The 23,382-nt window shown below is 58.2% G+C and carries 24 protein-coding genes; 10 read left to right on the top strand and 14 right to left on the bottom strand.

Annotated features, from left to right (window positions below):
- Positions 1-4: 4 nt before the first annotated feature.
- Entirely contained in the window at positions 5-1,534 is a 1,530-nt protein-coding gene (locus tag ACFFFR_RS03110; RefSeq protein ID WP_377458065.1) for an aminopeptidase P family protein, read from the top strand.
- Between the two features lie 94 nt (positions 1,535-1,628).
- Here the strand turns inward: ACFFFR_RS03110 and ACFFFR_RS03115 are convergent, their stop codons facing one another.
- Positions 1,629-2,348, bottom strand: a complete 720-nt coding sequence (locus tag ACFFFR_RS03115; protein WP_377458066.1) for a YflT domain-containing protein — start codon at positions 2,346-2,348, stop codon at positions 1,629-1,631.
- Between the two features lie 119 nt (positions 2,349-2,467).
- Between ACFFFR_RS03115 and ACFFFR_RS03120 the strand changes: the two genes are divergently transcribed.
- From ACFFFR_RS03120 to ACFFFR_RS03130, 3 genes are read left to right on the top strand one after another with little or no spacing between them, the layout of a single operon-like run.
- Positions 2,468-3,697 (top strand): magnesium transporter MgtE N-terminal domain-containing protein, encoded by a 1,230-nt coding sequence (locus ACFFFR_RS03120; RefSeq protein WP_377458067.1) that lies wholly within the window; start codon positions 2,468-2,470, stop codon positions 3,695-3,697.
- 39 nt (positions 3,698-3,736) lie between these two features.
- Positions 3,737-4,315, top strand: a complete 579-nt coding sequence (locus tag ACFFFR_RS03125) for a DUF1003 domain-containing protein (RefSeq protein WP_377458068.1) — start codon at positions 3,737-3,739, stop codon at positions 4,313-4,315.
- Positions 4,296-5,441, top strand: a complete 1,146-nt coding sequence (locus ACFFFR_RS03130; protein WP_377458069.1) for an Mrp/NBP35 family ATP-binding protein — start codon at positions 4,296-4,298, stop codon at positions 5,439-5,441. Before ACFFFR_RS03125 ends, ACFFFR_RS03130 begins: the two co-directional genes overlap by 20 nt.
- Here ACFFFR_RS03130 and ACFFFR_RS03135 read toward each other — a convergent pair.
- Both ACFFFR_RS03135 and ACFFFR_RS03140 read right to left on the bottom strand, forming a co-directional pair.
- The gene (locus ACFFFR_RS03135; protein ID WP_377458070.1) at positions 5,438-5,866 is read right to left on the bottom strand and encodes a twin-arginine translocase TatA/TatE family subunit; all 429 of its coding nucleotides are present in this window, start codon (positions 5,864-5,866) and stop codon (positions 5,438-5,440) included. The two genes, ACFFFR_RS03130 and ACFFFR_RS03135, sit on opposite strands and share 4 nt — an antisense overlap.
- 42 nt (positions 5,867-5,908) lie before the next feature.
- Positions 5,909-6,826: a zf-HC2 domain-containing protein gene (locus ACFFFR_RS03140; protein WP_377458071.1), complete on the bottom strand. Its 918-nt coding sequence runs from the start codon at positions 6,824-6,826 to the stop codon at positions 5,909-5,911.
- Between the two features lie 95 nt (positions 6,827-6,921).
- On the opposite strand from ACFFFR_RS03140, the gene ACFFFR_RS03145 reads away from it, so the two are divergent.
- Complete coding sequence (locus ACFFFR_RS03145; protein WP_377458072.1) at positions 6,922-7,560, top strand: O-methyltransferase; 639 nt, start codon at positions 6,922-6,924, stop codon at positions 7,558-7,560.
- 27 nt (positions 7,561-7,587) lie between these two features.
- Here the strand turns inward: ACFFFR_RS03145 and ACFFFR_RS03150 are convergent, their stop codons facing one another.
- From ACFFFR_RS03150 to ACFFFR_RS03160, 3 genes are all read right to left on the bottom strand, one after another.
- Positions 7,588-7,764: a DUF3117 domain-containing protein gene (locus tag ACFFFR_RS03150; RefSeq protein ID WP_377458073.1), complete on the bottom strand. Its 177-nt coding sequence runs from the start codon at positions 7,762-7,764 to the stop codon at positions 7,588-7,590.
- Between the two features lie 70 nt (positions 7,765-7,834).
- Positions 7,835-8,134, bottom strand: coding sequence for a DivIVA domain-containing protein (locus tag ACFFFR_RS03155; protein WP_377458074.1), 300 nt, complete (start codon positions 8,132-8,134; stop codon positions 7,835-7,837).
- The gene (locus ACFFFR_RS03160) at positions 8,134-8,904 is read right to left on the bottom strand and encodes an LOG family protein (protein WP_377458075.1); all 771 of its coding nucleotides are present in this window, start codon (positions 8,902-8,904) and stop codon (positions 8,134-8,136) included. The genes ACFFFR_RS03155 and ACFFFR_RS03160 overlap by 1 nt, the downstream gene beginning before the upstream one ends.
- Positions 8,905-9,041: 137 nt before the next feature.
- On the opposite strand from ACFFFR_RS03160, the gene ACFFFR_RS03165 reads away from it, so the two are divergent.
- From ACFFFR_RS03165 to ACFFFR_RS03185, 5 genes are all read left to right on the top strand, one after another.
- Positions 9,042-9,776, top strand: coding sequence for an amino acid ABC transporter ATP-binding protein (locus ACFFFR_RS03165; protein WP_377458120.1), 735 nt, complete (start codon positions 9,042-9,044; stop codon positions 9,774-9,776).
- Between the two features lie 40 nt (positions 9,777-9,816).
- Entirely contained in the window at positions 9,817-10,671 is an 855-nt protein-coding gene (locus ACFFFR_RS03170) for a glutamate ABC transporter substrate-binding protein (protein WP_377458076.1), read from the top strand.
- Between the two features lie 132 nt (positions 10,672-10,803).
- Entirely contained in the window at positions 10,804-11,478 is a 675-nt protein-coding gene (locus ACFFFR_RS03175; RefSeq protein WP_377458077.1) for an amino acid ABC transporter permease, read from the top strand.
- Entirely contained in the window at positions 11,475-12,350 is an 876-nt protein-coding gene (locus ACFFFR_RS03180; protein WP_377458078.1) for an amino acid ABC transporter permease, read from the top strand. Before ACFFFR_RS03175 ends, ACFFFR_RS03180 begins: the two co-directional genes overlap by 4 nt.
- A gap of 149 nt (positions 12,351-12,499) precedes the next feature.
- Positions 12,500-13,405, top strand: a complete 906-nt coding sequence (locus ACFFFR_RS03185) for a hypothetical protein (RefSeq protein ID WP_377458079.1) — start codon at positions 12,500-12,502, stop codon at positions 13,403-13,405.
- 132 nt (positions 13,406-13,537) lie between these two features.
- On the opposite strand, the gene ACFFFR_RS03190 is transcribed toward ACFFFR_RS03185, so the two are convergent.
- The 8 genes from ACFFFR_RS03190 to ACFFFR_RS03225 all read right to left on the bottom strand — a co-directional run bounded on the left by ACFFFR_RS03190 (position 13,538) and on the right by ACFFFR_RS03225 (position 23,256).
- Positions 13,538-14,827: a citrate synthase gene (locus ACFFFR_RS03190; RefSeq protein WP_377458080.1), complete on the bottom strand. Its 1,290-nt coding sequence runs from the start codon at positions 14,825-14,827 to the stop codon at positions 13,538-13,540.
- A gap of 133 nt (positions 14,828-14,960) precedes the next feature.
- Positions 14,961-16,073: a succinyldiaminopimelate transaminase gene (dapC, locus tag ACFFFR_RS03195; RefSeq protein WP_377458081.1), complete on the bottom strand. Its 1,113-nt coding sequence runs from the start codon at positions 16,071-16,073 to the stop codon at positions 14,961-14,963.
- Positions 16,073-16,396, bottom strand: a complete 324-nt coding sequence (gene fdxA, locus ACFFFR_RS03200) for a ferredoxin (RefSeq protein WP_377458082.1) — start codon at positions 16,394-16,396, stop codon at positions 16,073-16,075. Before fdxA ends, dapC begins: the two co-directional genes overlap by 1 nt.
- A gap of 52 nt (positions 16,397-16,448) precedes the next feature.
- Positions 16,449-16,841 carry a hypothetical protein gene (locus tag ACFFFR_RS03205; RefSeq protein ID WP_377458083.1) on the bottom strand — a complete coding sequence of 131 codons (393 nt, stop codon included), beginning with the start codon at positions 16,839-16,841 and terminating at the stop codon, positions 16,449-16,451.
- Between the two features lie 53 nt (positions 16,842-16,894).
- The gene (gene typA, locus ACFFFR_RS03210) at positions 16,895-18,796 is read right to left on the bottom strand and encodes a translational GTPase TypA (RefSeq protein ID WP_377458084.1); all 1,902 of its coding nucleotides are present in this window, start codon (positions 18,794-18,796) and stop codon (positions 16,895-16,897) included.
- 167 nt (positions 18,797-18,963) lie between these two features.
- The gene (locus ACFFFR_RS03215) at positions 18,964-20,658 is read right to left on the bottom strand and encodes an ABC transporter ATP-binding protein (RefSeq protein WP_377458085.1); all 1,695 of its coding nucleotides are present in this window, start codon (positions 20,656-20,658) and stop codon (positions 18,964-18,966) included.
- A 1-nt stretch (position 20,659) separates the two neighbouring features.
- Positions 20,660-21,691 carry an ABC transporter permease gene (locus ACFFFR_RS03220; protein WP_377458121.1) on the bottom strand — a complete coding sequence of 344 codons (1,032 nt, stop codon included), beginning with the start codon at positions 21,689-21,691 and terminating at the stop codon, positions 20,660-20,662.
- Between the two features lie 41 nt (positions 21,692-21,732).
- Positions 21,733-23,256: an ABC transporter permease gene (locus ACFFFR_RS03225; RefSeq protein ID WP_377458086.1), complete on the bottom strand. Its 1,524-nt coding sequence runs from the start codon at positions 23,254-23,256 to the stop codon at positions 21,733-21,735.
- Between the last annotated feature and the right edge of the window lie 126 nt (positions 23,257-23,382).

Genomic DNA, 23,382 nt, shown 5'->3' on the forward strand with positions numbered 1-23,382 from the left:
GGGGGTGACTAGCACTGACGACGTGAAGAATGATTCCCCTGTATCCGACGAGCAGCCGCTGGAAGAGCGTGTGAATAACCGCTCGCACCGGCCATCCTCAGATGCCTTCAAAGAGTTCATGGCTGCGCACTGGGCCGCAGACGATTCCGAACTGCCACCGGCAGATGAAGCTGCACCTTTTGCCCTGACTCGACGCGTGGAACTGTCCAAACAGTTCGCTGACACCACCGTGGTGATTCCGGCCGGCAACCCAAAGGTTCGCTCCAATGACACCGACTATCGGTTCCGGCCGCACTCGGCATTCGCCCACATGACCGGTCTGGGTGCTGACCACGAGCCCGATGCAGTGCTCGTGCTGGAACCAGTTGACCCAGGCACCGGTGACGGAGGCTCAGACCACCAAGCGACCCTGTTCTTCCGCCCCATGGCCGGGCGTGAGACCGAAGAGTTCTACGCCGATGCCCGCTCCGGTGAGTTTTGGATTGGCCCGCGCCCCACACTCGGCAGCTTGGCCGCACGGACCGGAATCCGGACCGAACACTTGGATCAGCTGGGCCCAGCCTTGGCGAAGAACGCCGGCCAAACCGCGGTTGCCTACTTGCGCGAGGTTGACGCCCAAGTAGATGCCCTCTTGCAAGACCAAGAGCTGGCCGATCCAAGCATCGAGCTGGCGGAGACACTCTCTGAGATGCGCTTGATCAAGGATGAGTACGAGATCGACCAGATGCGCCACTCGGTGGCTGCCACCATGGCAGGTTTCGATGACATCGTGGCCGCTCTACCCAAGGCAAAAGAACATCCACGCGGCGAACGCGTCGTAGAGGGCGCATTCTTTGCCCGCGCCCGCGCAGAAGGCAACGATTTGGGCTACGACACCATTGCTGCCTGCGGCAATAACGCGACGATCCTGCACTGGATCCGCAACACCGGAGAGGTCAAAGACGGTCAGCTGCTCTTAGTGGATGCCGGTATTGAAGCAGATTCGCTCTACACCGCAGACGTGACGAGGACGATCCCGGTCAGCGGTCGCTTCAGCGAGGTACAACGCCGCATTTACCAAGCGGTGCTGGATGCCAATGACGCGGCATTCGAGATTGTCCGGCCGGGGATCAAGTTCCGGGACGTGCACAACAAGGCTCTTGAAGTGCTCGCGCACCGACTCTCCGAATGGGGCTTGTTGCCGGTCTCCGTTGAGGAAGCACTCAGCGACGAAGGTCAGCAGCACCGCCGGTGGATGCCACACGGCACCTGCCACCATCTTGGACTCGATGTTCATGACTGTGCCCAGGCGCGCCGGGAAATGTATTTGGACGGGACCCTCGCCCCGGGGATGATCTTCACGATTGAACCCGGTCTGTACTTCAAGAAGGAAGACTTGGCGGTGCCGGAAGAGTACCGCGGCAACGGTGTTCGGATCGAGGACAACATCCTGGTCACCGAAGATGGCGGCGAGAACCTCACCGCATCGATGGCCCGCACCCCGGATGAAATCGAGGCGTGGATGGACCGCATCGCAGGCAAGTCTGCGTCCTAAACCGGCTGGGTACTAGGTCCAACGAATCAGGCCCGTCAATCACCCGATATGTTCGAGGATTGACGGGCCTAGATCGTTGAGTGAAGCATTGCGTCTATTGGGTCCGGTTCTCCGAGTCCCCGGCTTCGGTCTCTGCGGAATCTGGACGCTGGTCTGCGGTCTGTTCTTGCTGCTGATCGTCAATACGCACACCAAACTGTGGTCGACCATCAGGAAGATCCGGGAATCTGCCGGAGGCGCGTTCGGCCTGTGGTTGCTGCGCCTGTGGGGCGGATTGCCCCGCGCCGGCAGCAGGTTTGGGAGCTGGTGGAGTGTACGGGCGGTAGCCGGGTAGATCCTTCAAGAGGTTCTTGGCTTCACCGACGTAGTTGAAGGCGCAGACGACATCAAAGCTTGTGGCGATCATGTCTTTGGTGGAGATAAAGTCACGTTTACCACCGGTCATGGCGTAGCTGATCACCCCGAACAGCACCCACATTCCGATACCGATCCCCATGGTGGTTAGGATCTGCCCGAACATGTTGTCGGTGGGTGAGAACAGGGCCATGATGAAGCCGATGAACAGACCGAACACGGCACCTTGCATCGCCGCGTTCAGGGCGACACGAGCGTAGGTGAGTTTGCCGCGCACCTGCTCTACCGAGACCAGATCGTTGCCCACAATCGTGACGGCACGAACTGGGAAATCCTTATCGGCAAGGTAGTCGACCATTTCTTGGGCTTTGGCGTAGCGGTCGAAATGGCCTATGACCTCCCCGCGGGGCAGGCCGTTATCCTGCATGAATTCGCTGGGTGCGGGGGCATTCCTTGCCATGAGGTTTCACCTTCTGAAGGGTACATAGATTGATCTCTCAATCTAACTTTAGTGCCCTCACCTGCCCGGACGTTCCGTATTTTACGCCCAGCTGAATATCCTGCACTAGGCTTAGGGGTGTGAGTAGCAAGATCTTCGCGGGCCGGCTTCTTGGCCTAGACGTTTTCGATCCACTCGGTGACCGGCTGGGCCGAGTCCGGGATCTTGTGGTGCATGAACAGGGAATCCACTCCCCGCCCCAACTCACAGGTCTGCTCGTTGAAGTGCCCGGGAAGAAACGCGTCTTCGTTCCGATGACCCGCATTACCTCCATGGATTCACGACAAGTCATCAGCACCGGTCTGATTAACTTGCGTCGCTTTGCTAAGCGCGGGTCGGAAAAACTGGTGGCCGCCGAGTTGTTCGATCGTCGCATCACGTTGCGTGAAGATCCCACCCTGACCGCCCATATCGAGGACGTGGGCTTGGCTCAGACAACCCGATCTGATTGGCAGATCGCAGAATTCTATGCGGCGATCAGCGCCCCCAAGAGCCGCTCTGTCACCCGCAAACTTGTCAGTTTCGATGAGATTCGCTGGTATTCCGATGAGTTGGCACAGCCGGCGTCCCGGTTCCTAGCCCAGCACCAGGATGCCAAAGCGACCGAATTGGCGGATGCGATCTACGAACTTGGCGAGAAACGACGCCTCGAAATTGCCGAGGCGATGCAGGACGACCAGCTAGCCGACGTGCTGCAGGAGCTTCCCGACGATGATCAGGTAGAAATCCTTTCCCAACTGGCCCCCGAGCGTGCGGCCGACGTGCTGGAAGAGATGGACCCGGATGACGCGGCCGACCTGTTGAACGAACTGGCCGATCACCAGCAGCAAGAACTGTTGAACCTCATGGAACCGGATGAGGCCAAAGACGTCCTCCGGTTGATGGAGTACGACGAGAACACTGCAGGTTCCATCATGACCCCGGTGCCGGTGATCCTCTCCCCCGAAGCCACCGTCGCAGAAGCCATGGCCCATGTGCGCAAAGAAGACCTCACTCCCGCCCAGGCCGCCAGCGTGTACGTGTGCCGGCCCCCGTTGGAGACACCAACTGGGCGCTACTTGGGCGTGGTCCATATCCAGCAGTTGCTGCGTCACGCCCCACCGGAACAACTCGGGTCCATCATGGACACTGACTTTGAGCCGGTGTCTGACCAGACCGAACTGGCCGTCGTCACGAGGCTCTTGGCGGCCTACAACTTGACCTCGCTGCCCGTGGTCAATGACAGCGGCCGGCTGGTCGGCGCGTGTACCGTCGACGATGTGCTGGATCATTTACTGCCCGACGATTGGCGTGTCGCACACAACCGCTAACAGTATTGTTCGTTCCGATCATGTTCAAGGAGGCCCCCAATGCGCAAGAACACCGATGCCACCGGTCTCGATACTCCGGTTGAAGCCCGGCACCGTGGTCGGAACCGGTTTCGGCCCAACCCGGACTCCTTCGGGCAAACCACTGAGACCTTCGCCCGGTTCATGGGCACACCCCAGTTCCTGCTGTGGATGACAGTCTTCTGTGTCCTCTGGTTAGGTTGGAACACCGTCGCACCTGAAGCATGGCGGTTCGATTCCGCCGCGCTCGGGTTCACCGCACTGACCTTGATGTTGTCTCTGCAAGCTTCCTATGCCGCTCCCCTGCTGTTGCTAGCGCAGAACCGCCAAGATGACCGTGACCGTGTCTCGTTGCGTGAGGACCGGGATCGGGCTGAACGCAATCTTGCTGACACTGAGTACCTCACTCGCGAACTGGCGGCGCTGCGGATCAGTCTGCGCGAAGTTGCCACCCGTGACTTCGTGCGCACCGAAGTCCGCAGCATTCTTGAAGAACTCGTAGCTGAGCTGAAAAAAGAAGAAAACACGGAGCTCAGCACCACTGAATCCCCTGAAATCCCAAAGAATAGAGCTGATAGCCATGGCAACCCGGGAAACTGAGTTGCTTGAACGTGCCCAAGACGCGTTGAGTCGCGTCATTGATCCTGAGCTACGCAAACCCCTGACTGAACTGGGCATGGTCGAGCATCTGAGCGTCGATGCCTCCCAAGACCCAGTCGTGGTTGATTGCACCGTCGCCCTCACGATCGCGGCCTGCCCGCGCAAAGATGACATCGCAGCCGATGTGCAACAGGCGCTGAGCACCGCCGTGCCCGGGGCGCAGATCAATCTCGCGCAATCCGTCATGACTCCGGCGCAGCGCGAGAAACTGAAGGAACAGTTGCGCGGAGGCAAGAACAAGCCCACTAACCCGTTCACCCAGGAAGACACCCTGACCAAGATCTACGCTGTGGTCTCTGGCAAGGGTGGGGTCGGTAAGTCCTCTGTCACGGCGAATCTTGCCGCTGGGTTAGCTGCACGGGGACTGTCGGTCGGTGTCATTGATGCCGACGTGTTTGGTTTCTCCCAGCCACGTTTGCTCGGGGCGTTGGGTGAGGTTCCGACTCGGATGGATGAAATGATTTTGCCGGTGGTGGTGCAGGATCTGAAACTGATTTCCATCGGCATGTTTGTCCAAGATAACGCCCCGGTTGCGTGGCGTGGCCCGATGCTCTCCCGTGCCATCCGGCAATTCTTCACCGACGTGTACTTCGGTGATTTGGATGTCTTGCTATTGGATTTGCCCCCGGGTACCGGAGACATTGCGATTACGGTGGCTCAAGAGCTCCCCGCTGCCGAATTGCTCGTGGTCACCACTCCGCAGCAGGCTGCAACGGAAGTAGCGGAGCGTGCCGGTTCACTAGCCACCATGACCGGCCAGCGGGTCAGCGGTGTAATTGAAAACATGTCTGCCATGGTGATGCCCGATGGGTCGACTTTGGAGATCTTTGGTTCCGGTGGTGGGGCATCCCTCGCCGAGAAGTTGTCGGCAACGTTGGGCTATGAGGTTCCGTTGCTGGGCAGCATCCCCGTTGACCCGCTGTTGGGCAGTACAGGGGACGCGGGCGATCCAATCGTGACGAGTGCACCGCAGTCGGTCGGCGCTCAAGCACTGAATGCAATCGTGGATCAACTTGCACAGCGCAAACGGGGCTTGGCCGGCAAATCGTTACCGTTATCGTTCTAGGTGGCCTCGTCGTCGAAGGGTGCCCGTTGGCCAGGTTCCAGTGCTGTGGGCCCCTCCCGCAAGATGGGGTTGGTCACCGGCTGTTCATCTGGGCTGGCTGCGCCCATCTGCATCCGCGGGTGAACGGCGTCGGACCGCAGCGTCGCTGCGGCGGCCGTTGATTGGATGGCAGCAGCTTCTTCAGATAGCGCCTCTTTGATGATGCGACGTGGGTCGTAGCTACGCGGGTCATACTTTTTCCAGTCGACCGTATCCAAGTCGGTACCGGTTTCTTCCTGGATCTTGGCCTTCGCGTCAGTGGCCATAGCACGCGCGGATTTAACCAAATCTGCAAGCTTGGAAGCGTATTCGGGCAGGCGTTCAGGGCCAAGAATGATCATGGCCAAGATGATAAGGACGATGAACTCGCCGCCGTTGATACCCACGCCCTCTAGCCTACCGTAACCTCGGACCTGCTTACCGCGGGATTACTGGCCGATCAGGCGGCTGAAACCGCGCTCAAAACGATCCCGGACACCCTGTTGTGGGTAGGTGTCACCACTGGTTAACCTTGCCTGCTCAGAAAGAGCCACATAGTTCACGATCTGTTCTTTTTGCTGCGGCGTGCCGCTACCTTCAATCAGGTAGGTGGCCTCATTCATCGTGACCCGGACTTTGAAACTATCCTCCGGCGTGTCCTTGGCCACAGGCTCATCGACCACCTGAAGGGTGTTGCGCTGAACGCCGGACTTGTTCTGGGCAGGTTTGATGGCGCTCAGGCCGAGCTCCCCGGTGGCAGGGTGCTCGGACAGCTCCCGTGACTCCACAATCGTGGCGTGCTGGTCGCCGCGCGTGAGTTCCATCCGCACCGAGACAACATCTGGGTCGTCATGGAGAATTTGGGCGTTGGTGTACGAGTAGCCAAGACCGGTGAGCAAAGGGCAGGCGAAACCGACGTTGCGAATAGCCAAAATGTCTTCGTAGACCAAGTTCTGTTCCGGCACCAACTGGTTTTGGAATTCACCCAAGAGTGCTGCCGCGGGCGAGTCTTCACCGGCGACTGCTGGTTCCTCGGTGGGCTGGTCTCCACCCAGAATCCAGGCGGTGAGTAAAAGCACGCAGCCGACGGCACCGAGGGTCAGGATTCCGAGAACAACTTTCCAGCCCTGCACGCCACGCACATCTGAGGTCGCAAGGATACTCGAGGGCTGCTGTTGGCGGGCTAGCCGTATGACCTGCGAACGGCGTTGGGCTTCTTCGAGGCAACTGGGGCAGTTGTGCAGGTGGGCACCGATGCGCTGGCTTTGCTCTGCTGTCAGTTTGTCTTCAAGGTACTGATCGAGCTTTGCCGTCGGGTGACGTCTCAGAGAGCCGGCACGCCCATGAGCATGGGCATCGTTGGCCATACGCGAAGCGCTCCTTGTCGCAGAGGGTTCAAGTCAGTTTTTAGTATGCCCGGCCTGGCTGGGAGAAGGCTGATGATCGGCTAGGATAAGTGCTCATGAGCACCGAAGCGAAGTTCAGTAATTGGTCCTATATCGAGTCCCGTCCCGTCGAAACTGATCTTTTCGCCCGTGCCCGCGAACGCTCCCACGCGCTCGGTGTGCCCGCGGTCTCCCCCGCGGTGGCCCGGCTGTTGACGGTGCTTTGCACCACGAATAAAGCCTCGACCGTGGTCGAGGTCGGCACCGGCGCCGGTGTCTCAGGCTTGGCCCTGCTGGAAGGCATGACCAGCAATGGGGTCCTGACCACCATCGATACGGACGCCGATCACATCCGTGCCGCGAAAGAAGGCTTTGCCGAAGCCGGCTACCGTTCCAATCGGACCCGGACGATCATTGGGCGAGCCGAAGCCGTGCTGCCACGATTGGCAGACCAAGGCTACGATGTGGTCTTTCTTGATGCCCAGGTTGCGGATCTGCCCCGCTACATTGAGCAGTCGACCCGCCTGGTGCGCCCCGGTGGCTTGGTCTTAGTCAACGATGCACTCGACCAAGATCGGGTCCCACGCCCACAAGACCGGTCAGAAACTGCAGTCTCCGCGCGCGAAGCAGAACGGCTGTTAAACGATGATGACCGGTTCCTGACCACCCTACTTGGGGTTGGAACCGGTCTTCTCGTAGCTGTTCGACGCCATTAGCAGCCTCGAACCAGAGGGTGAGGGCTTCTAGCGCTCGTCCCCAACCACAGTGACGAGTTGGTCTAGTAGCGTCTGAGCCTCTTCCGGGGAGATTTCGAGCACGAGACGTCCGCCACCTTCTACTGGTATGCGCATGATCGTGCTACGCCCTTCCTTCACAACCTCTAATGGGCCGTCCCCCGCGCGTGGCTTCTGTGCCGCCATCCTCTAGACCTTTCTATTCTTGTTGCTCACTCTTCTTAGTATTATCCTTGAGTTTTTGCGGTGAGCCTAATCACCGAGATTCTTCTGTCTCAGTAATCTTTTTTCTCAAGTCTGATAGTTCAGCTTCTTGACGCTGGATACGTTGGTGCAGCACGTCCATGACGGCATCAACCTGGTCCATGCGATAACCTCGCAGCGCGACGGAGAACTTGGTGGCCGCTAAATCATCGATGCTGGCCTCCGCATCCACGGCTCGGTATGCGTTCTCTGGCACATCGGTGGTCGCGGTCGGCAGCGCAATCTTCTCGGTCAGGAAAAGAGCGGCCATCCCGAGTAAGAGCACCAACAGGACCAAGAGCAACACGAGCATTAGCGGCATCCTTCGCGCAGCGCCTGCACCACTTCTTCCGGTGTTTCCACCACGGAGAACAGGTTCAGGTCTGAGGCTGAGATCATACCTTCTTCAACCAGGGTGTCCCGAAGCCAATCCACTAGCGGCGCCCAGAATTTCTTACCCACCAGCACCAGCGGGAAGTCAATGACCTTACCCGTCTGGATTAGTGTCAGGGCCTCGAAGAGTTCATCGAGGGTGCCGAATCCGCCTGGCAGCACGACGAAACCGCGGGCATATTTCAAAAACATGGTTTTGCGGGCAAAGAAATATCTGAAATTAATGCCAATATTCAAATATTCGTTCAAGGCCGCTTCGAACGGGAGTTCAATCCCCAAGCCGACCGAGCAAACCCCGGCTTCCATCGCTCCCACATTGCCGGCCTCCATCAGGCCCGGTCCCCCGCCGGTGATGATGTTGAAACCGTCTTCGGCGACGGCTTTGGCTACATCGATGCCCAGTTGATAGAGCGGTTCATGAGGTTGGGTGCGCGCGGATCCAAAGATAGAGATCGCGGGGCCAAGTTCCGCTAGTGCGTCGAACCCCTCAACGAACTCTGCCGTAATTCGCATGACCCGCCACGGGTCGGTATTGGTGAAGTCCTCTTGGGTCGGCGCCAACAGGAGTAGCGTGTCCTCCATTGGACGATCGTCGAGATCCATCCGCAGCTCGACCGCACCTTGGTTTCGAGTCGGGTTTCGCTCGGCCTCGCCAAAGCGTAACTGCAGGTCCTTTGGATATTCGCTCATGACATTTACTCTAACTGGTTTCGATTTGCTATCGAATTCAGGGTTTATTCGCTACTCTCATACTTATGAGTTCCACATCACATGAGCCCTCGCACCTGTTCACGGAACCGCAGACGGTCGTCAGCGGTGGTGAACCATTGGTAAAACTGACCAACGTCAATAAGCACTTTGGTTCGTTTCAGGCGCTCAAAGACATCAATTTGGCTATTCCAAAAGGACAAGTCGTGATTGTGGTTGGGCCCTCAGGCTCTGGCAAGTCCACCTTGTGCCGCACGATCAATCGATTAGAAACGATTGATGAGGGCGGCGAAATCATGATTGATGGAAAGGAATTGCCCGCCGAAGGTAAAGACCTAGCGAAGCTCCGTGCCGAAGTTGGCATGGTGTTTCAGTCTTTCAACCTGTTTGCACACAAATCGATCTTGGACAACGTGATCATGGGTCCGATGAAAGTTCGAAAGATGCGCAAAGCCGAGGCGAAAGAGCGAGCCATGGAGCTATTGCGTCGGGTGGGTGTTGAGGCGCAAGCCAACAAGATGCCCGCCCAGCTTTCAGGTGGTCAGCAACAACGCGTTGCGATCGCCCGAGCACTGGCAATGCGTCCGAAAGTCTTGCTCTTTGATGAGCCGACCTCCGCCCTGGACCCGGAAATGGTGAACGAAGTCTTGGATGTCATGACTTCGTTGGCCAAAGAAGGGATGACCATGGTTGTCGTCACCCATGAGATGGGTTTTGCCCGTAAGGCTGGCGACCGTGTGGTTTTCATGGCGGATGGTGAAATCGTCGAAGACACCACTCCGGAGGACTTCTTCACCAACCCACAATCCGATCGCGCTAAGGACTTCCTTGGCAAGATCCTGAGTAACCAGTAATCGCACCAGTTCATCACTTCCCACATTGAGGAGAACACAAATGGGAATCTCAAAAATTCGCGGCGCCGCTGCCATCCTTGCCGTCAGCGCACTCGCCCTGACAGCCTGCTCCCCGAGCTCTGAAAAGGAAGGCGAAGGCTCCGGCTCTGACGAGAAGCTCACGATCGGTATCAAGTTTGACCAGCCAGGTCTTGGTTTCCGCGAAGGTAGCAACCAGCCAACCGGTTTCGACACCGACGTGGCTCGCTTCATCGCTAAGGAACTTGGTTTTGAAGAAGACCAGATCGAGTGGAAGCAGACACCGTCTGCCAACCGCGAGAACGCGCTAGAGAACAAAGAAGTCGACATGATTATGGCGACCTACTCGATCACTGACGAGCGCAAGCAGCGGGTGGACTTTGCCGGCCCGTACTTCGTTGCCGGCCAGGACTTGCTGGTGCGTAAGGACGACACCGATATCAAGGGCCCAGAGGATCTTGATGGCAAGAAGCTCTGCTCGGTGACCGGTTCCACCTCGGCTCAGAAGATCAAGGACACCTACGCCAAGGGTGTTTCCCTGGTTGAACAGGGCGGCTACGCCGAGTGCGTGACCTACCTTGAGTCCGGTCAGGTCGATGCTGTGACCACCGACGACATCATTCTTGCTGGTCTAGCCGGTGCTTCCAACAACAAGGACAAGTTCAAGGTTGTTGGAAACCCGTTCTCTGAAGAGCGTTACGGTGTCGGTCTGCCGAAGGGCGAAAAGGACCGTTGCGAGGCCATCAACGCCGCCATTGAGAAGATGAAGGACGGCGACGAGTGGCAGAACGCTCTCGACTCCAACACCGAGGGTACCGGCTACGAGCCTGATGAGAAGCTGAACACCGATGTAGAGATGGAGACCTGCGAAGGCTAAGGGTCTTCAGTAGAGTTTCCCGCTACTTCAGTGGCGCCAACGGCCCGGTGACGGACCACCCGCACCGGGCCGTTGGGCTTTTCACCACTTCACCTTCATCTTCCGCATCGTATCGACCATGAGGTGGCTGCCTTGGATGGCCTTTTCGAACTCATCGCCGAATACAACGTAGTCCAAGCTTTCGGGGTAAACCTCGCTCTCGCGGTTCTGGCCGCGATCGGCTCCTTTGTACTCGGCGCTATTTTGGCGTTATTCCGGATTTCTCCGGTTCCGTCATTGCAGGCGTTTGGTTCCGCCTATGTAAACCTTGTCCGTAACACTCCCCTGACGATCCTGATGGTGCTGGGCATCCTCGGTGTCTGGGGACAGCTGAAGTTCAGTTTTAGCTCCGACTTCAACACCAACTTTTTCATGTTCGCCGTGGTGACTCTGAGCCTGTACCACGCGGCCTTTTTCTGTGAAGCAATCCGCTCCGGCGTCAACACGGTGCCACTGGGCCAAGCTGAGGCTGCCCGCGCCATTGGGCTGAGCTTCTTGCCGGCGGCACGCATGGTGATCTTTCCGCAGGCTCTACGCGGTGCCATCACCCCGTTGGGCAACACCTTGATTGCATTGACCAAGAACACCACGGTTGCCGCAGCGGCTTCGGTCACGGAAGCATCCTCTGTCATGAAGACCATGATCGAGTTCCGGCCGGATGTCATGATTTCGATCTTCATGACTATCGCGATCGGCTTCTGCTTGATCGTGATCCCTATCGGTCTGGTCACCACGTGGGCCTCAGAGAGATTTGCGGTGGCACGATGAAACAACAAACCGTACTCTTTGACGCCCCCGGCCCGCTGGCCGCTCGCCGGACACGCATTGCCAACATCATCACGGTTGCCCTCGTGGCGGTCGGTATCGCGCTGGTGCTGGTTAAGCTCCACGAGATGGATCAGCTTTCGCCCACCCGTTGGGGCAATGCCCTGAATGCTAACGCGTGGACCAACTACTATCTGCCTGGTTTGCGATTCACCCTGCAGGCATCCGTGATCGCGGTCATCACCTCCATGGTGTTCGGGCTGGTCTTTGGATTCCTCCGGTTGGCACCGTTCGCACCGATCCGGTGGTTCGCGACCATCGTTGTCGAGTTCTTCCGGTCCGTGCCCGTGCTGGTGATGATGTTCTTCCTGTACAACTACTTCGCCAAAGTGGTTGCCTCTCAGGGCATCATCAACGCCGCGGACGCGCCCTACTACGCGGTGATCGTCGGCCTGACCCTGTACAACGGTGCCGTGATCGCTGAGCTGATCCGCTCCGGTGTCCACACGCTGCCGAAAGGTCAGCGTGAGGCTGCTGCAGCGATCGGTATGACCCGCAACCAATCGTTGGCCTTCGTGGAGGTCCCACAGGCCTTGGTGGCGATGCTTCCGGCATTGATGAGCCAGTTCGTGGTAATTCTGAAGGACTCCGCGCTGGGTTACCTGATCGGTTTCTACGAAGTACTGCAATACGCTCGCCAGCTGGGCTCCGGCCAGTCGAACATGTTGCAGACACTCGTGGTCGCAGCCGTCATCTTCATCATCCTGAACTACATCCTGACCTGGATCGCCGGTCGGTTGGCACGTCGACTCTCTTCCCGTACCTCCGGGGAAGTCGAACCGGACACCACCACCGGTGTTCCGGCCACCGTGTAAACCGCGTACCGCATATCAACACGCCAGCCCCGGTGCCTGCCCCTCGACATGGGTCTAGGCGCCGGGGCTGGCGTCTGTCTCGGGTTGACTCAGGGGTAAGATAGGTTTGTCCAAACTCCCCCGTGTTGATCGGAAATCACGACACCGCTATGTCTGAAAACCCACTTGACCGCTACCTCAGGGCGGAGGCTGCCCCACGTCGGCGGCATTTCCTTGGCCCATTCGTGGCGGTCTTGGGCTTGGCACTAGTGTTGGCCGGGGTACTGTTCGCGACACGTTGGCTGGACGATACCGCTTTTCTTCAACGTCAGCAGTGCAGCGTGCTCCTAGGTTCGGAGCGCTACGTACTGGCCCCGGACCAGACTCGAAACGGCTCGATCATCGCGGCCGCAGGACTTGAACGAGGTTTGGATCGTCACGAAGTCATGATTGCTCTGGCCACTGCCCGCCAAGAATCCAAGCTGCGCAACATCGGCTACGGTGACACCGTCGGACCAGATTCTCGAGGCTTGTTCCAACAACGGCCCTCTCAAGGTTGGGGTACAGAAGAACAAATTATGGATCCTTGGTACGCTGCGAACCGGTTCTACCAAGAATTAGAGACCGTTCCCGGCTACCGGGACCTATCTGTCACCGAAGCAGCACAGGCCGTCCAGCGCAGCGCCTACCCGGATGCCTACGCAAAGCATGAAGACGTGGCAGCAGCGTTTGCCCGGGCCTTGACGGAAGGTGAGCCGGGTGCGATGTCATGTACCTTGAAGGCCACGCCGGCCGATCAGGCCGAGCTCTCGCACAAAGCTTACGCGGCCGAAATGAAACGGTTCGCCGACGCTCTTTCGGCTGAGGTCCAGCTGAAGACGGATACTCGGTCGCTACGCATCTCAGTGCCCGATGATCAGACCGGTTGGCGGTTGGCCACGTGGGCACTTGCTAATGCTGAGGCCGGGAATGTGCTCTCAATTTCCTTCAACTCGCTTCACTGGGAACGGGGTAAGCGCAGCTGGAATTCTACCGATGAGCCAACCGAAGAACTCGTCATCACGTTCGTAAACTAAGACCCAGCTACGCTGCTATCTATTTGGGCAGTGGCCACGAGTCCTAAAACAGAAAGTGGCGGGCACATTCATCGACTGAATGTGCCCGCCACTTCTTTGACAACGATTTTTCTGGCGCGTTGCCCTTTAATTTTAGTTCGGGTAATTCCGCTCTGCGGCGCCGGTGTAGACCTGACGTGGGCGACCAATCTTGGTTGCCGGGTCGGTGATCATTTCACGCCACTGGGCGATCCAGCCAGGCAGGCGGCCGATTGCGAACAGAACCGTGAACATCTTCTCTGGGAAGCCCATGGCCTTGTAGATCAGGCCGGTGTAGAAGTCCACGTTCGGGTACAGCTTGCGCTCGATGAAGTAGTCATCGGCCAGTGCCTTCTCTTCCAGCTTCATAGCGATTTCCAACAGCTCGTCACCGCCGGTCTTCTCCAAGATGTCGTGGGCCGTCTGCTTGATGATTTTGGCGCGTGGGTCGTAGTTCTTGTAGACCCGGTGGCCGAAGCCCATCAGGCGGACGCCATCTTCCTTGTTCTTGACCTTCTCCATGAAGGTTTCCGGGGAGATGCCTTCGGCGTGAATGTTGCGCAGCATCTTCAGCACGGCTTCGTTGGCACCGCCGTGGGCTGGGCCGAACAGTGCGTTCACCCCGGCGGAGACGGAGGCGAACAGGTTGGCGTCGGCGGATCCGACCATGCGCACGGTGGCGGTGGAGCAGTTCTGCTCGTGGTCGGCGTGCAGGATCAACAGCTGGTCCAGAGCTTTCACCACGTCTGGATCAAGTTCGTACGGCTCGGCCGGTACTGCGAAGCACAGGCGCATGAAGTTCTCGACCAGGTTCATGGAGTTGTCCGGGTAGAGCATGGGCTGACCCATGGACTTCTTGTGCGCGTAGGCGGCGATGACTGGGACCTTGGCCAGCAGTCGGATCGTGGCAACCTCTACGTGTTCCGGGTTGAACGGATCCAATGAGTCTTGATACCAGGTGGACAGTGCGGACACCGCGGAGGACAGCACCGGCATTGGGTGGGCGTCCCGGGGGAATCCGTTGAAGAAGTCCTTGAGGTCTTCGTGGAGCATGGTGTGCATGCGGATCCGCTGGTCGAACTCTTCCAGTTCGGTCTCGGTTGGCAGCTCACCGTGGATCAGCAGGTAGGCGACTTCCAAGAAGCTGGACTTCTCGGCCAGCTGCTCGATTGGGTAGCCACGGTAACGTAGAATTCCGGCTTCACCATCGATGTAGGTGATCGCCGATTTGGTGTTCGCCGTGTTCATGAAGCCAGGGTCGTAGGTGACGTTCCCGGTGTCTTTCAGGAGGCTGCCAATGGCGTAACCGCCGTTGCCGTTAGTGGCTTCTTCCAGTGGTAGCTCCAGCTGTCCATCACCGTAGTTCAAAGTCGCCGCATTGTTAGCGGCCTGCTGTTCCGTCATCGGATCTCCCTTGGTCGAATGAGGGTCCACAGTGGTCTCGGTGGTGCCAAGCCCACAAGGTGCATACTTACCTAAAACGGTACCCGTCTTTATGCATTCGTACTAATTTTGTTGCAGTTATGTAGTTGGTCTTCTACAGAACTTGCGGTATCCGTTTCACCGCTTGAGCCACGGCTTCATCGGATGCGGTCAGTGAGATGCGAATGTTGTTCTCCCCCACTGGCCCATAAAAACTTCCTGGTCCCACGACGATCCCGGCCGCAGCGAATTTTTCTACCAGCGACCAGCAATCGTGGTCTTCGGCGCTGACCCACAGGTAGAGTCCGGCCTGCGAGTGGGTGATCGAAAAACCGGCCGTGGTGAGCGCTTCTTTGAGTTGGTTGCGGCGCCTGCGGTAGCGGTCTTTTTGTTCTTGGACGTGCTGGTCATCGCCGAGGGCAACGGTCAGCGCGTGCTGGATCGGTGCTGGCACCATCATGCCGGCATGCTTGCGCAGATTGGTCAGTTCTGCGATCAGCTGGTTGTCACCGGCAATGAAGGACGCCCGGTATCCAGCCATATTGGACTGCTTGGACATCGAATACACGGCCAGCAGGTTCTCGAGGTTGTTCTCGCTCACCGCTGGTTCCAACAGACCGGGCACGTGTTCCTCCCAGTCATCCCAGCCCAACTCTGCGTAGCATTCGTCAGAGGCGACAACGGCTCCGATGGTACGGGCGAATTGGACGACTTTGCGTAGTTGTTCGGTGTCCATGACTGCGCCGGTGGGGTTCGCTGGTGAGTTAACCCAGATCAATTTGATGCGCTCTTTTGTCGACCCATCCAAGTTCCACGGCTCATCCGAAGCCAACGAATCAACGTCGGCTAGGTCAGCGCCGACACCGTAGGTGGGGTACGCGGTGACCGGATGGATGACGAGGTCATCGCCGGAGAGTCCAAGCAAAGTTGGTAGCCATGCCACCAATTCTTTAGACCCGACCGTAGGCAAGACCGCGTCGATACCTAGGCCTGCGGTCTTGCGGCGGCGGGCAAACCACTGAACGATTGCCTCCCGGAGCTGAACGCTGCCTTCCGTCGGTGGGTAACCGTGGGCATCAGTGTTGGCCGCCAGAGCATCTTGAATGATGGCTGGGGTGGGATCAGCTGGCGTTCCGATGGAAAGATCGACAACCCCGTCCGGGTGCTGGGCAGCCTGTTCGCGAAATGGTTTCAGACTCTCCCACGGATATTCCGGCAGCGGGCGCATCAGTCAACCTGCTGCGGCTCAAGGGCAGCCACGATGGGGTGATCGTATTCGATGACACCCAATTTGGCCGCCCCGCCGGGCGAACCGATCTCGTCAAAGAACTCCACGTTGGCGTTGTAGTATTCGGACCATTCTTCCGGCACATCATCTTCGTAGTAGATGGCTTCTACCGGGCAGACTGGCTCGCACGCACCACAATCGACGCATTCATCCGGGTGGATGTAAAGCATCCGCTCGCCTTCATAGATACAATCGACCGGGCATTCGTCAATGCAGGCGCGGTCTTTGAGGTCTACGCATGGCAGCGCAATGATGTACGTCATCGAAGGGTGGGGCCTTTCCTACTATGCTTTCAAGGCTTGAACGGTTAACAGTTTAGTCCTTTTCCCGACGCAATACCTGTAATAGGTGCCACGTCACCAAGGGCAGCAGCAAAAACAACCCGAACTGCCAGCCACGGTCTAACACCAGCGCCCAGGAGGCGAACGGGTCGTGTCCTAGGGGCGCGGGTAAGTAGAACCGGTCGTTGCCGGGAAAGAAGAAGGCAAAGAAGTTGACGAACACGGCGCCGGCCCAGGCGAAGAACGCGACCAGGACGGTGTACCGCGGGTGGACTTGTCCCCCGTAGATTCCGGCTTGGTACACCACCACGTAGCTGAGCCCGAGCGCGATGAGCAGCCCCCACGGCAGACGAATCCCGGCAACGGAGGTTGAGGACCCGTGCAAGAGCAGCCCGAGCAGGCCTGCTAGGGCCCCTGCCAAGGTCACAAAAACGATGCGACCGATGGGCAGGGACGTGCTGGTTTGTGCTTCAGACTGGGTTACTTGCCCTTGGCGCGGGCTGCTTTGACCCGGTCGGATTGGCCGAGAATCACCTTCCGGATGCGGATGTGTTCCGGTGTGATTTCCACGCATTCGTCCTCCCGAGCAAATTCGAGTGATTCTTCCAAGGTCAGTTTCCGTGGCGGGGTGAGGCCTTCGAAGCTATCGGAGCTCGCTGCACGCATGTTGGTGAGCTTCTTCTCCTTGGTGATATTCACGTCCATGTCTTCGGAACGTGAGTTCTCGCCCACGATCATGCCTTCATACACTTCTGAGGTCGGATCAATGAAGAAGGTTCCGCGATCCTGCAGGTTGATCATGGCAAAAGGTGTGGCGACACCGGCTCGGTCCGCGACCAGTGAACCGTTGGTGCGGTATTCGATGTCCCCGGCCCATGGCTGGTAGCCGCCGGAGATAGAGGAAGCGATACCGGTGCCGTGTGTTTCAGTCATGAAGCGGGTACGGAAGCCGATCAGGCCACGAGCGGGCACGGTGAACTCCATGCGCACCCAGCCGGTGCCATTGTTGGTCATGGAACTCATCCGGCCTTTACGCGCGGCCAGCAGCTGGGTGATCGCACCCATGTACTCTTCTGGCGCGTCGATCGTCATTTCCTCGAACGGCTCGTGGAGTGTCCCGTCAATGTGTTTGGTGACCACTTGCGGTTTACCCACTGTCAGCTCGAAGCCTTCGCGACGCATCTGTTCGACCAAGATCGCCAAGGCCAGTTCACCACGGCCCAGGATTTCCCAAGCATCCGGGCGTTCGGTCGGCTGGATCTTCAGGGAGACGTTACCGATGAGCTCTCGGTCCAGACGGTCTTTGATTTGTCGGGCGGTGACTTTGGCGCCCTTGACGCGTCCGGCTAGGGGCGAGGTATTGATACCGATCGTCATGGAGATGGCTGGTTCGTCCACCTCGATTTGGGGCAAGGGTTTCGGATTATCGATGTCGGTGAGGGTTTCACCGATCATGATGTCTTCGATACCGGCCACGGCAACGATCTCACCGGGTCCTGCGGAGTCAGCGTGGACACGCTCGAGTCCCTTGGTGGCGAGCAGCTCGGTGATCTTTACCGGCTTGATGGTGCCGTCTTGGCGTGCCCAGGCCACTTGTTGGCCCTTAGTCAGGGTGCCGTTGAAGATGCGCAGGAGTGCCAGGCGGCCTAGGAAGGGTGAGGCGTCCAAGTTGGTCACGTGGGCCTGGAGGACTTCGCCTTCGGTGTAGGTGGGGGCTGGGACGTGTTCCAGGATGGTGGCGAACAGGTCCTCGAGGTCTTCCTTGTCCGGCAGTTCGCCGTTGGCAGGTTCATTCAGGGACGCTCGTCCGGCTTTACCGGAGGCATAGACGACAGGTACTTCCAGTACGGCGTCTAGGTCGAGGTCTTCGATTTCCTCGGCCAGATCAGAGGCCAATCCCAGCAGCAGGTCCATGGACTCGCCGACGACTTCTTGGATGCGGGCGTCGGAACGGTCGGTCTTGTTGACCAGCAGGATGACCGGGAGTTTGGCGGCCAAAGCTTTGCGCAGCACGAAACGGGTTTGCGGCAGAGGGCCTTCGGAGGAGTCAACCAGCAAGACGACGCCATCGACCATGGACAGTGCGCGTTCTACTTCGCCGCCGAAGTCGGCGTGGCCGGGAGTGTCAATGACATTGATGGTGACGTTTTCGCCGTTGGAGGCCGGGCCGGAATAGAACACCGTGGTGTTCTTGGCCAAGATGGTGATGCCTTTTTCTTTTTCCAGATCCCCGGAGTCCATGACCCGGTCTTCGACCTCAGAGTGGGCTGCGAATGCGCCGGTGTTGCGGAGCATCGCGTCCACGAGGGTCGTTTTGCCGTGATCAACGTGGGCGACGATTGCCACGTTACGCAGGTCTGTGCGGACGGAAGTTGCTGTCATGTAAGGGTAAACCTGGATCTTTCCATAGCAGGAGAAAAGTGAATTGGGCACAGCGGCACCGTCATCTATTTTAGACCCGGGTGCCAATGGATAAAAAATGCACCCCGGCGTGGCAGCCTATGCGGCTGCCGATCCGGGGTGCATTCTGTGCGGCCTAGAGGGGCGGGCTACAGGGTGGTTCCTGGTAGCTTTCCGTCGCCCAATTCGGTGGCCCCTACCAGTTCGTGGCGGGCGGCCCGTCGCTGAGCTTGCTCATCTGGGTCAGGGACCGGTGCTGCTGCCAAGAGTTCTTGGGTGTACAGCTCGCGCGGGTTGTGCAGCACGGTGGAGGTCAGTCCTTGCTCCACGATGCGACCATTGCGCATGACAGCCACGCGGTGGGCCAGCATGTCAATGACGGCTAGATCGTGAGAGACGAAGAGGCAGGCGAAGTTGAATTCGCGTTGCAGCTCGGCGAACATCTCCAGCACCGATGCCTGGACGGAGACATCCAGCGCACTGGTTGGTTCGTCCGCGATCAGCAGGTCGGGGTTCAGCACGAGTGCACGAGCGATGCTGATACGTTGACGCTGACCGCCGGAGAGCTCGTGTGGGAAACGGTTCACGACTGAGCGTGGCAACCGGACCGCGTCGAGCAGCTCGTAGGCCCGATCCAACCGGGACTTCTTGTCCCCTACTTTGTGGATAACCATTGGTTCGGTGATGAGGTCACCAATCGGGAAACGTGGATCGAGGCTGGCAGCGGGGTCTTGGAAAACAGCACCGATGCGTTTACGTGCTGCTTTCAGTTCTGCTCCGCGTAGGCTCGTCAGGGAGTTCCCATGGACCAGCAGTTCGCCTTCTGCCACGGGCAGCAGACCCAAGACCGCTTTGGCGATGGTCGATTTACCGGACCCGGATTCGCCAACCAGACCGACGATCTCACCTTGAGCGATTTCAATGTTCGCGTCATGGACGGCACGCACTCGCTTACCACGGGCGACGTAGTCGACACAGAGACCCTGGGTCTTCAAGGCGAGACGATCGACACCGTCACGCCGTTCCGGTTCGGCCACCTTGAGCTCACTTTCACCAAGGTGCGGAACAGAGGCCAGCAGCTTCTTGGTGTACGGGTGCTGCGGATTCTTCAACACCTCGCGGATGGGCCCTTCTTCCACTTTGGAGCCCTTGAGCATCACGGCAACCCGATCGGCCATGTCAGCCACCACACCCATATTGTGGGTGATCAGCAGAATGCCGGTGTTCAGTTTGTCTTTCAGGGACCGCATGAGGTCCAAGATTTCCGCCTGAACGGTGACATCTAGTGCGGTGGTCGGCTCGTCTGCAATGATGACCTTTGGCCCGCACGCGATCGCAATGGCGATCACGATACGTTGACGCTGACCGCCGGAGAACTGGTGTGGGTATTCCCGGAAACGCTTGTCGGCATCTGGGATACCGACCATGTCCAGCAATTCAATGGCGCGTTGTTCCGCCTGCTTGCCGTGGGCCACACCGTGAACGGACAGGGCTTCCATGACTTGGTCACCGACGCGCAGCACCGGGTTCAGTGCGGTCATCGGTTCCTGGAAGATCATGGCCACGTCTGAGCCACGCATGCGCCGGACTTTGTCCTGCGACATATTCGTGACGTTCTTACCGACCACGTAGGTGGCACCGTCAATTTCGGCGTTTCGCGGCGAGAGTCCTAGAGCGGTCATCGACGTCACGGATTTACCTGAGCCGGACTCGCCCACGAGTGCGACGATCTCGCCAGGCTTGACGCCTAGGGACATGTTCTTGACGGCTTCGACGTAGCCAAACTCGGTAGCGAACGTGACCGAGAGGTTTTCAAATTCGAGTACGTACTCTGGGTTCGGCATGTTAGCTCTCCAGAATCTTGCGGTTGCGGCGGCTCTTCAAGGTCGGTTTGGACTGACGCGGGTCAAACGCGTCACGCAGACCGTCACCAATGAAGTTCACCGACAGTGCGATGGACAGAATGAACATACCGGGCCACCAGAAGAGCCACGGACGGGTGGTGAAGGAGTTCTGGTAGTCGCTAATCAACCGTCCCAAGGAGGTTTCTGGTGGCTGTACACCGAAGCCCAGATATGACAGCGATGTCTCCAGCAGAATTGCACCTGCGATAGCGAACGTCGCGTTCACCACGATCACGCCAACCGTGTTCGGGATCAGGTGACGGAAGATGATGCGGAACGGGTTCGCGCCCATCGACTTAGCTGCTGAAACGAATTCTTTTTCTTTCAGTGAGAGCACCTCACCACGGACCAGACGGGCCAGACCTGTCCAGGTGACGAGGCCGAGCACGATGGCGAGCCAGAAGATATTTCCAGCGGACATCTGTCCCAGTACTGCGGCGATGACCAGCAGCGGAATGACGATGACGATGTCAGTCAGGCGCATGAGGATGGAATCGACCCAACCACCGAAGTAACCGGAGATGGCGCCCATCATGGTGCCGATGAAGGTCGACAGGAGACCTACGGTGATCGCGATGATGAAGGACTGTTGTGTTCCCTTCATGACCAGCGCGAAGTAGTCCTTACCGATGTTGTCCTGGCCCATAGGATGTTCGCCCAAACCAAAGTCGGGTCCAGGGATCAGGCTGAAGGTGGGCGCACCGTTGTTCACGATTGGGTGCGGGGTGTAGTAGGTCTTGTCCCACCAGCCGGGGATTCCGGCGAATCCGATCGAGGTGAAAGCCAATAACAGCAGCACCACCAAGACGATCACGGAGATCATGGCTGCTTTGTGGTTTCGGAAGCGTCGCCGAACCATTTGTCCCTGGGACAGGGACTGGTCTTCGGTTTCGATCAGTTTTTGGTCTTCGATCTCCGCGAGATCGACCAGTGCGTCTACGTCAGGCGAGGCACCGATGGGGGCTTGCCCCATACCCTTTTGTTCGTGGACTTCGCGGTCCTTGTTGTGCTCACTCATAGTCGAATCCTTGGGTCAAGTACTGCGTACATCAGGTCTGCAATGAGGTTGAAGAACACCGCTGCAGTACCGGTAATCAGGAAGAAGGCCATGACAGGGATCGGGTCGATCTCTTGCAAACCTGTTTGGAAAAGCTCTCCCATGCCTTTCCAACCGAAGACCCGCTCGGTGACCAGCGCACCACCGATCAAACCAGCGAAGTCGAAAGCCACGATGGTGGTGATCGGGATCAGGGTGTTCCGGAAGGCGTGTTTGAGGATCACGGAGCGTTCGTTCAGGCCCTTCGAGCGGGCGGTCCGAATGTAGTCCTGTTGGCTGACTTCCAACATGGATGCGCGTGTGTAACGGGAGTAGGTGGCGATCGAGATGATCGTCAGCAAGATCGTTGGCAGCAGCATCTGCATGCCTTTATCGAGGAAGTCTTCCCAGAAGTTTCCGGCAAAGTTTGGTGTCTGCGAACCGATCGTTGAGATTGGTCGAGGCTTCAAGCGCAGGAAGCCTTCCCATGCACGGAAGATATGGTCAGCCAAGATGAAAATCGAGGTGAAGATTGCGGTGACCACCGAAACCGAGGTTGCAGCGCCCTTGTTCCAGCCACCCAGCAAACGCGCTACGACCACAGCTATTACGATGGCCAGCACGAAGAGTCCAACGATCAAGAACCAATTTGGTTCTTCGAGCAATGTGAACGTTGCGTAGTAGCTGATGATTCCGATGCCCGCGGTGACAAGAGCTGGCACCAGGACTTGCTTGTTGCGAATCCCCGCGACGAGTGCGGTTGCTCCTACCGCGACGGCCGCCGCCAGCACCCAGATGCCGATACCGAAGGGGCCCATGGATGGCTTCATGAACAGGTTGAAGTTGTTCATGACCAACACGGCTAGGAAGAAGAAGATCGCGGTTCCGATGCCGGTCATGAGGCGACGCTTAAGGTTTCCGCCCATGGCAGCTTGTAATGCTAGGCCGAGGATAAGTGCTATGACCCCGACCCCTACCCAGTTCATTTGGGGATACCGGAGCCAATCGTTGTAGGCAATGCCGATGTATTCCTTCAGCAACACTGCGGCCCAGAAAACCGGTAGCGAGAAGAACAGGAAGGTCAGGAAGGTAATGGCGTAGTCAAGGCCGGAGTACTGGCGGATCGCCGTCACGATACCGACTGCGATACCGATGATAATGGCCAGCACCGTGGCAAGGACCACGAGCCGCAAGGTTGAGGAAGCTGCGTTGGCGAGTAGATCGCTCACTTGGACACCGTTGCGAGTGGTTCCCAGATCGCACTGTCCCACAAAGCAGCCGGCGACGCCACCGAGCCAGCTCAGGTAGCGCAGGAACCACGGCTGGTCTAGATTCATGAAGTCGATGCGTCGTTGCATCAGCATTTCACGGTTAGGGTCGTTGGATTCGCGGAGGTCGCTCAACGGGTCACCGGAATGGGTGACGAGGAAGTAAAGCAAGAGTGATGCTAAGAACATCACAATGACTGAAGCGCCGAAGCGCTTGAGTGCATATTTGATCACGGCGGAGAAGGCCTTTCAAGCTGCGGTGGTGATTGCCTGGTACCGCTCCGATCGGGAGCATCCAAGGCAGTCGGTTCCCGGCTATGGATCGAACGGGTCGGGCACCGCTTCTGAGATTTTCTAACG

Origin of the sequence: Micrococcoides hystricis (genome assembly GCF_042434215.1) — a bacterium.
Lineage (GTDB): Bacteria > Actinomycetota > Actinomycetes > Actinomycetales > Micrococcaceae > Micrococcoides > Micrococcoides hystricis.

Excerpts from the sequence above, each read along its gene's own strand:
- ACFFFR_RS03115 (WP_377458066.1), bottom strand. The coding sequence starts at position 2,348 with ATGGCAAGGAATGCCCCCGCACCCAGCGAATTCATGCAGGATAACGGC.
- ACFFFR_RS03125 (WP_377458068.1), top strand. The coding sequence starts at position 3,737 with ATGCGCAAGAACACCGATGCCACCGGTCTCGATACTCCGGTTGAAGCC.
- ACFFFR_RS03130 (WP_377458069.1), top strand. The coding sequence starts at position 4,296 with ATGGCAACCCGGGAAACTGAGTTGCTTGAACGTGCCCAAGACGCGTTG.
- ACFFFR_RS03140 (WP_377458071.1), bottom strand. The coding sequence starts at position 6,826 with ATGGCCAACGATGCCCATGCTCATGGGCGTGCCGGCTCTCTGAGACGT.
- ACFFFR_RS03145 (WP_377458072.1), top strand. The coding sequence starts at position 6,922 with ATGAGCACCGAAGCGAAGTTCAGTAATTGGTCCTATATCGAGTCCCGT.
- ACFFFR_RS03150 (WP_377458073.1), bottom strand. The coding sequence starts at position 7,764 with ATGGCGGCACAGAAGCCACGCGCGGGGGACGGCCCATTAGAGGTTGTG.
- ACFFFR_RS03155 (WP_377458074.1), bottom strand. The coding sequence starts at position 8,134 with ATGCTCGTGTTGCTCTTGGTCCTGTTGGTGCTCTTACTCGGGATGGCC.
- ACFFFR_RS03160 (WP_377458075.1), bottom strand. The coding sequence starts at position 8,904 with ATGAGCGAATATCCAAAGGACCTGCAGTTACGCTTTGGCGAGGCCGAG.
- ACFFFR_RS03170 (WP_377458076.1), top strand. The coding sequence starts at position 9,817 with ATGGGAATCTCAAAAATTCGCGGCGCCGCTGCCATCCTTGCCGTCAGC.
- ACFFFR_RS03180 (WP_377458078.1), top strand. The coding sequence starts at position 11,475 with ATGAAACAACAAACCGTACTCTTTGACGCCCCCGGCCCGCTGGCCGCT.
- ACFFFR_RS03185 (WP_377458079.1), top strand. The coding sequence starts at position 12,500 with ATGTCTGAAAACCCACTTGACCGCTACCTCAGGGCGGAGGCTGCCCCA.
- ACFFFR_RS03190 (WP_377458080.1), bottom strand. The coding sequence starts at position 14,827 with ATGACGGAACAGCAGGCCGCTAACAATGCGGCGACTTTGAACTACGGT.
- dapC (WP_377458081.1), bottom strand. The coding sequence starts at position 16,073 with ATGCGCCCGCTGCCGGAATATCCGTGGGAGAGTCTGAAACCATTTCGC.
- fdxA (WP_377458082.1), bottom strand. The coding sequence starts at position 16,396 with ATGACGTACATCATTGCGCTGCCATGCGTAGACCTCAAAGACCGCGCC.
- typA (WP_377458084.1), bottom strand. The coding sequence starts at position 18,796 with ATGACAGCAACTTCCGTCCGCACAGACCTGCGTAACGTGGCAATCGTC.
- ACFFFR_RS03215 (WP_377458085.1), bottom strand. The coding sequence starts at position 20,658 with ATGCCGAACCCAGAGTACGTACTCGAATTTGAAAACCTCTCGGTCACG.
- ACFFFR_RS03220 (WP_377458121.1), bottom strand. The coding sequence starts at position 21,691 with ATGGGGCAAGCCCCCATCGGTGCCTCGCCTGACGTAGACGCACTGGTC.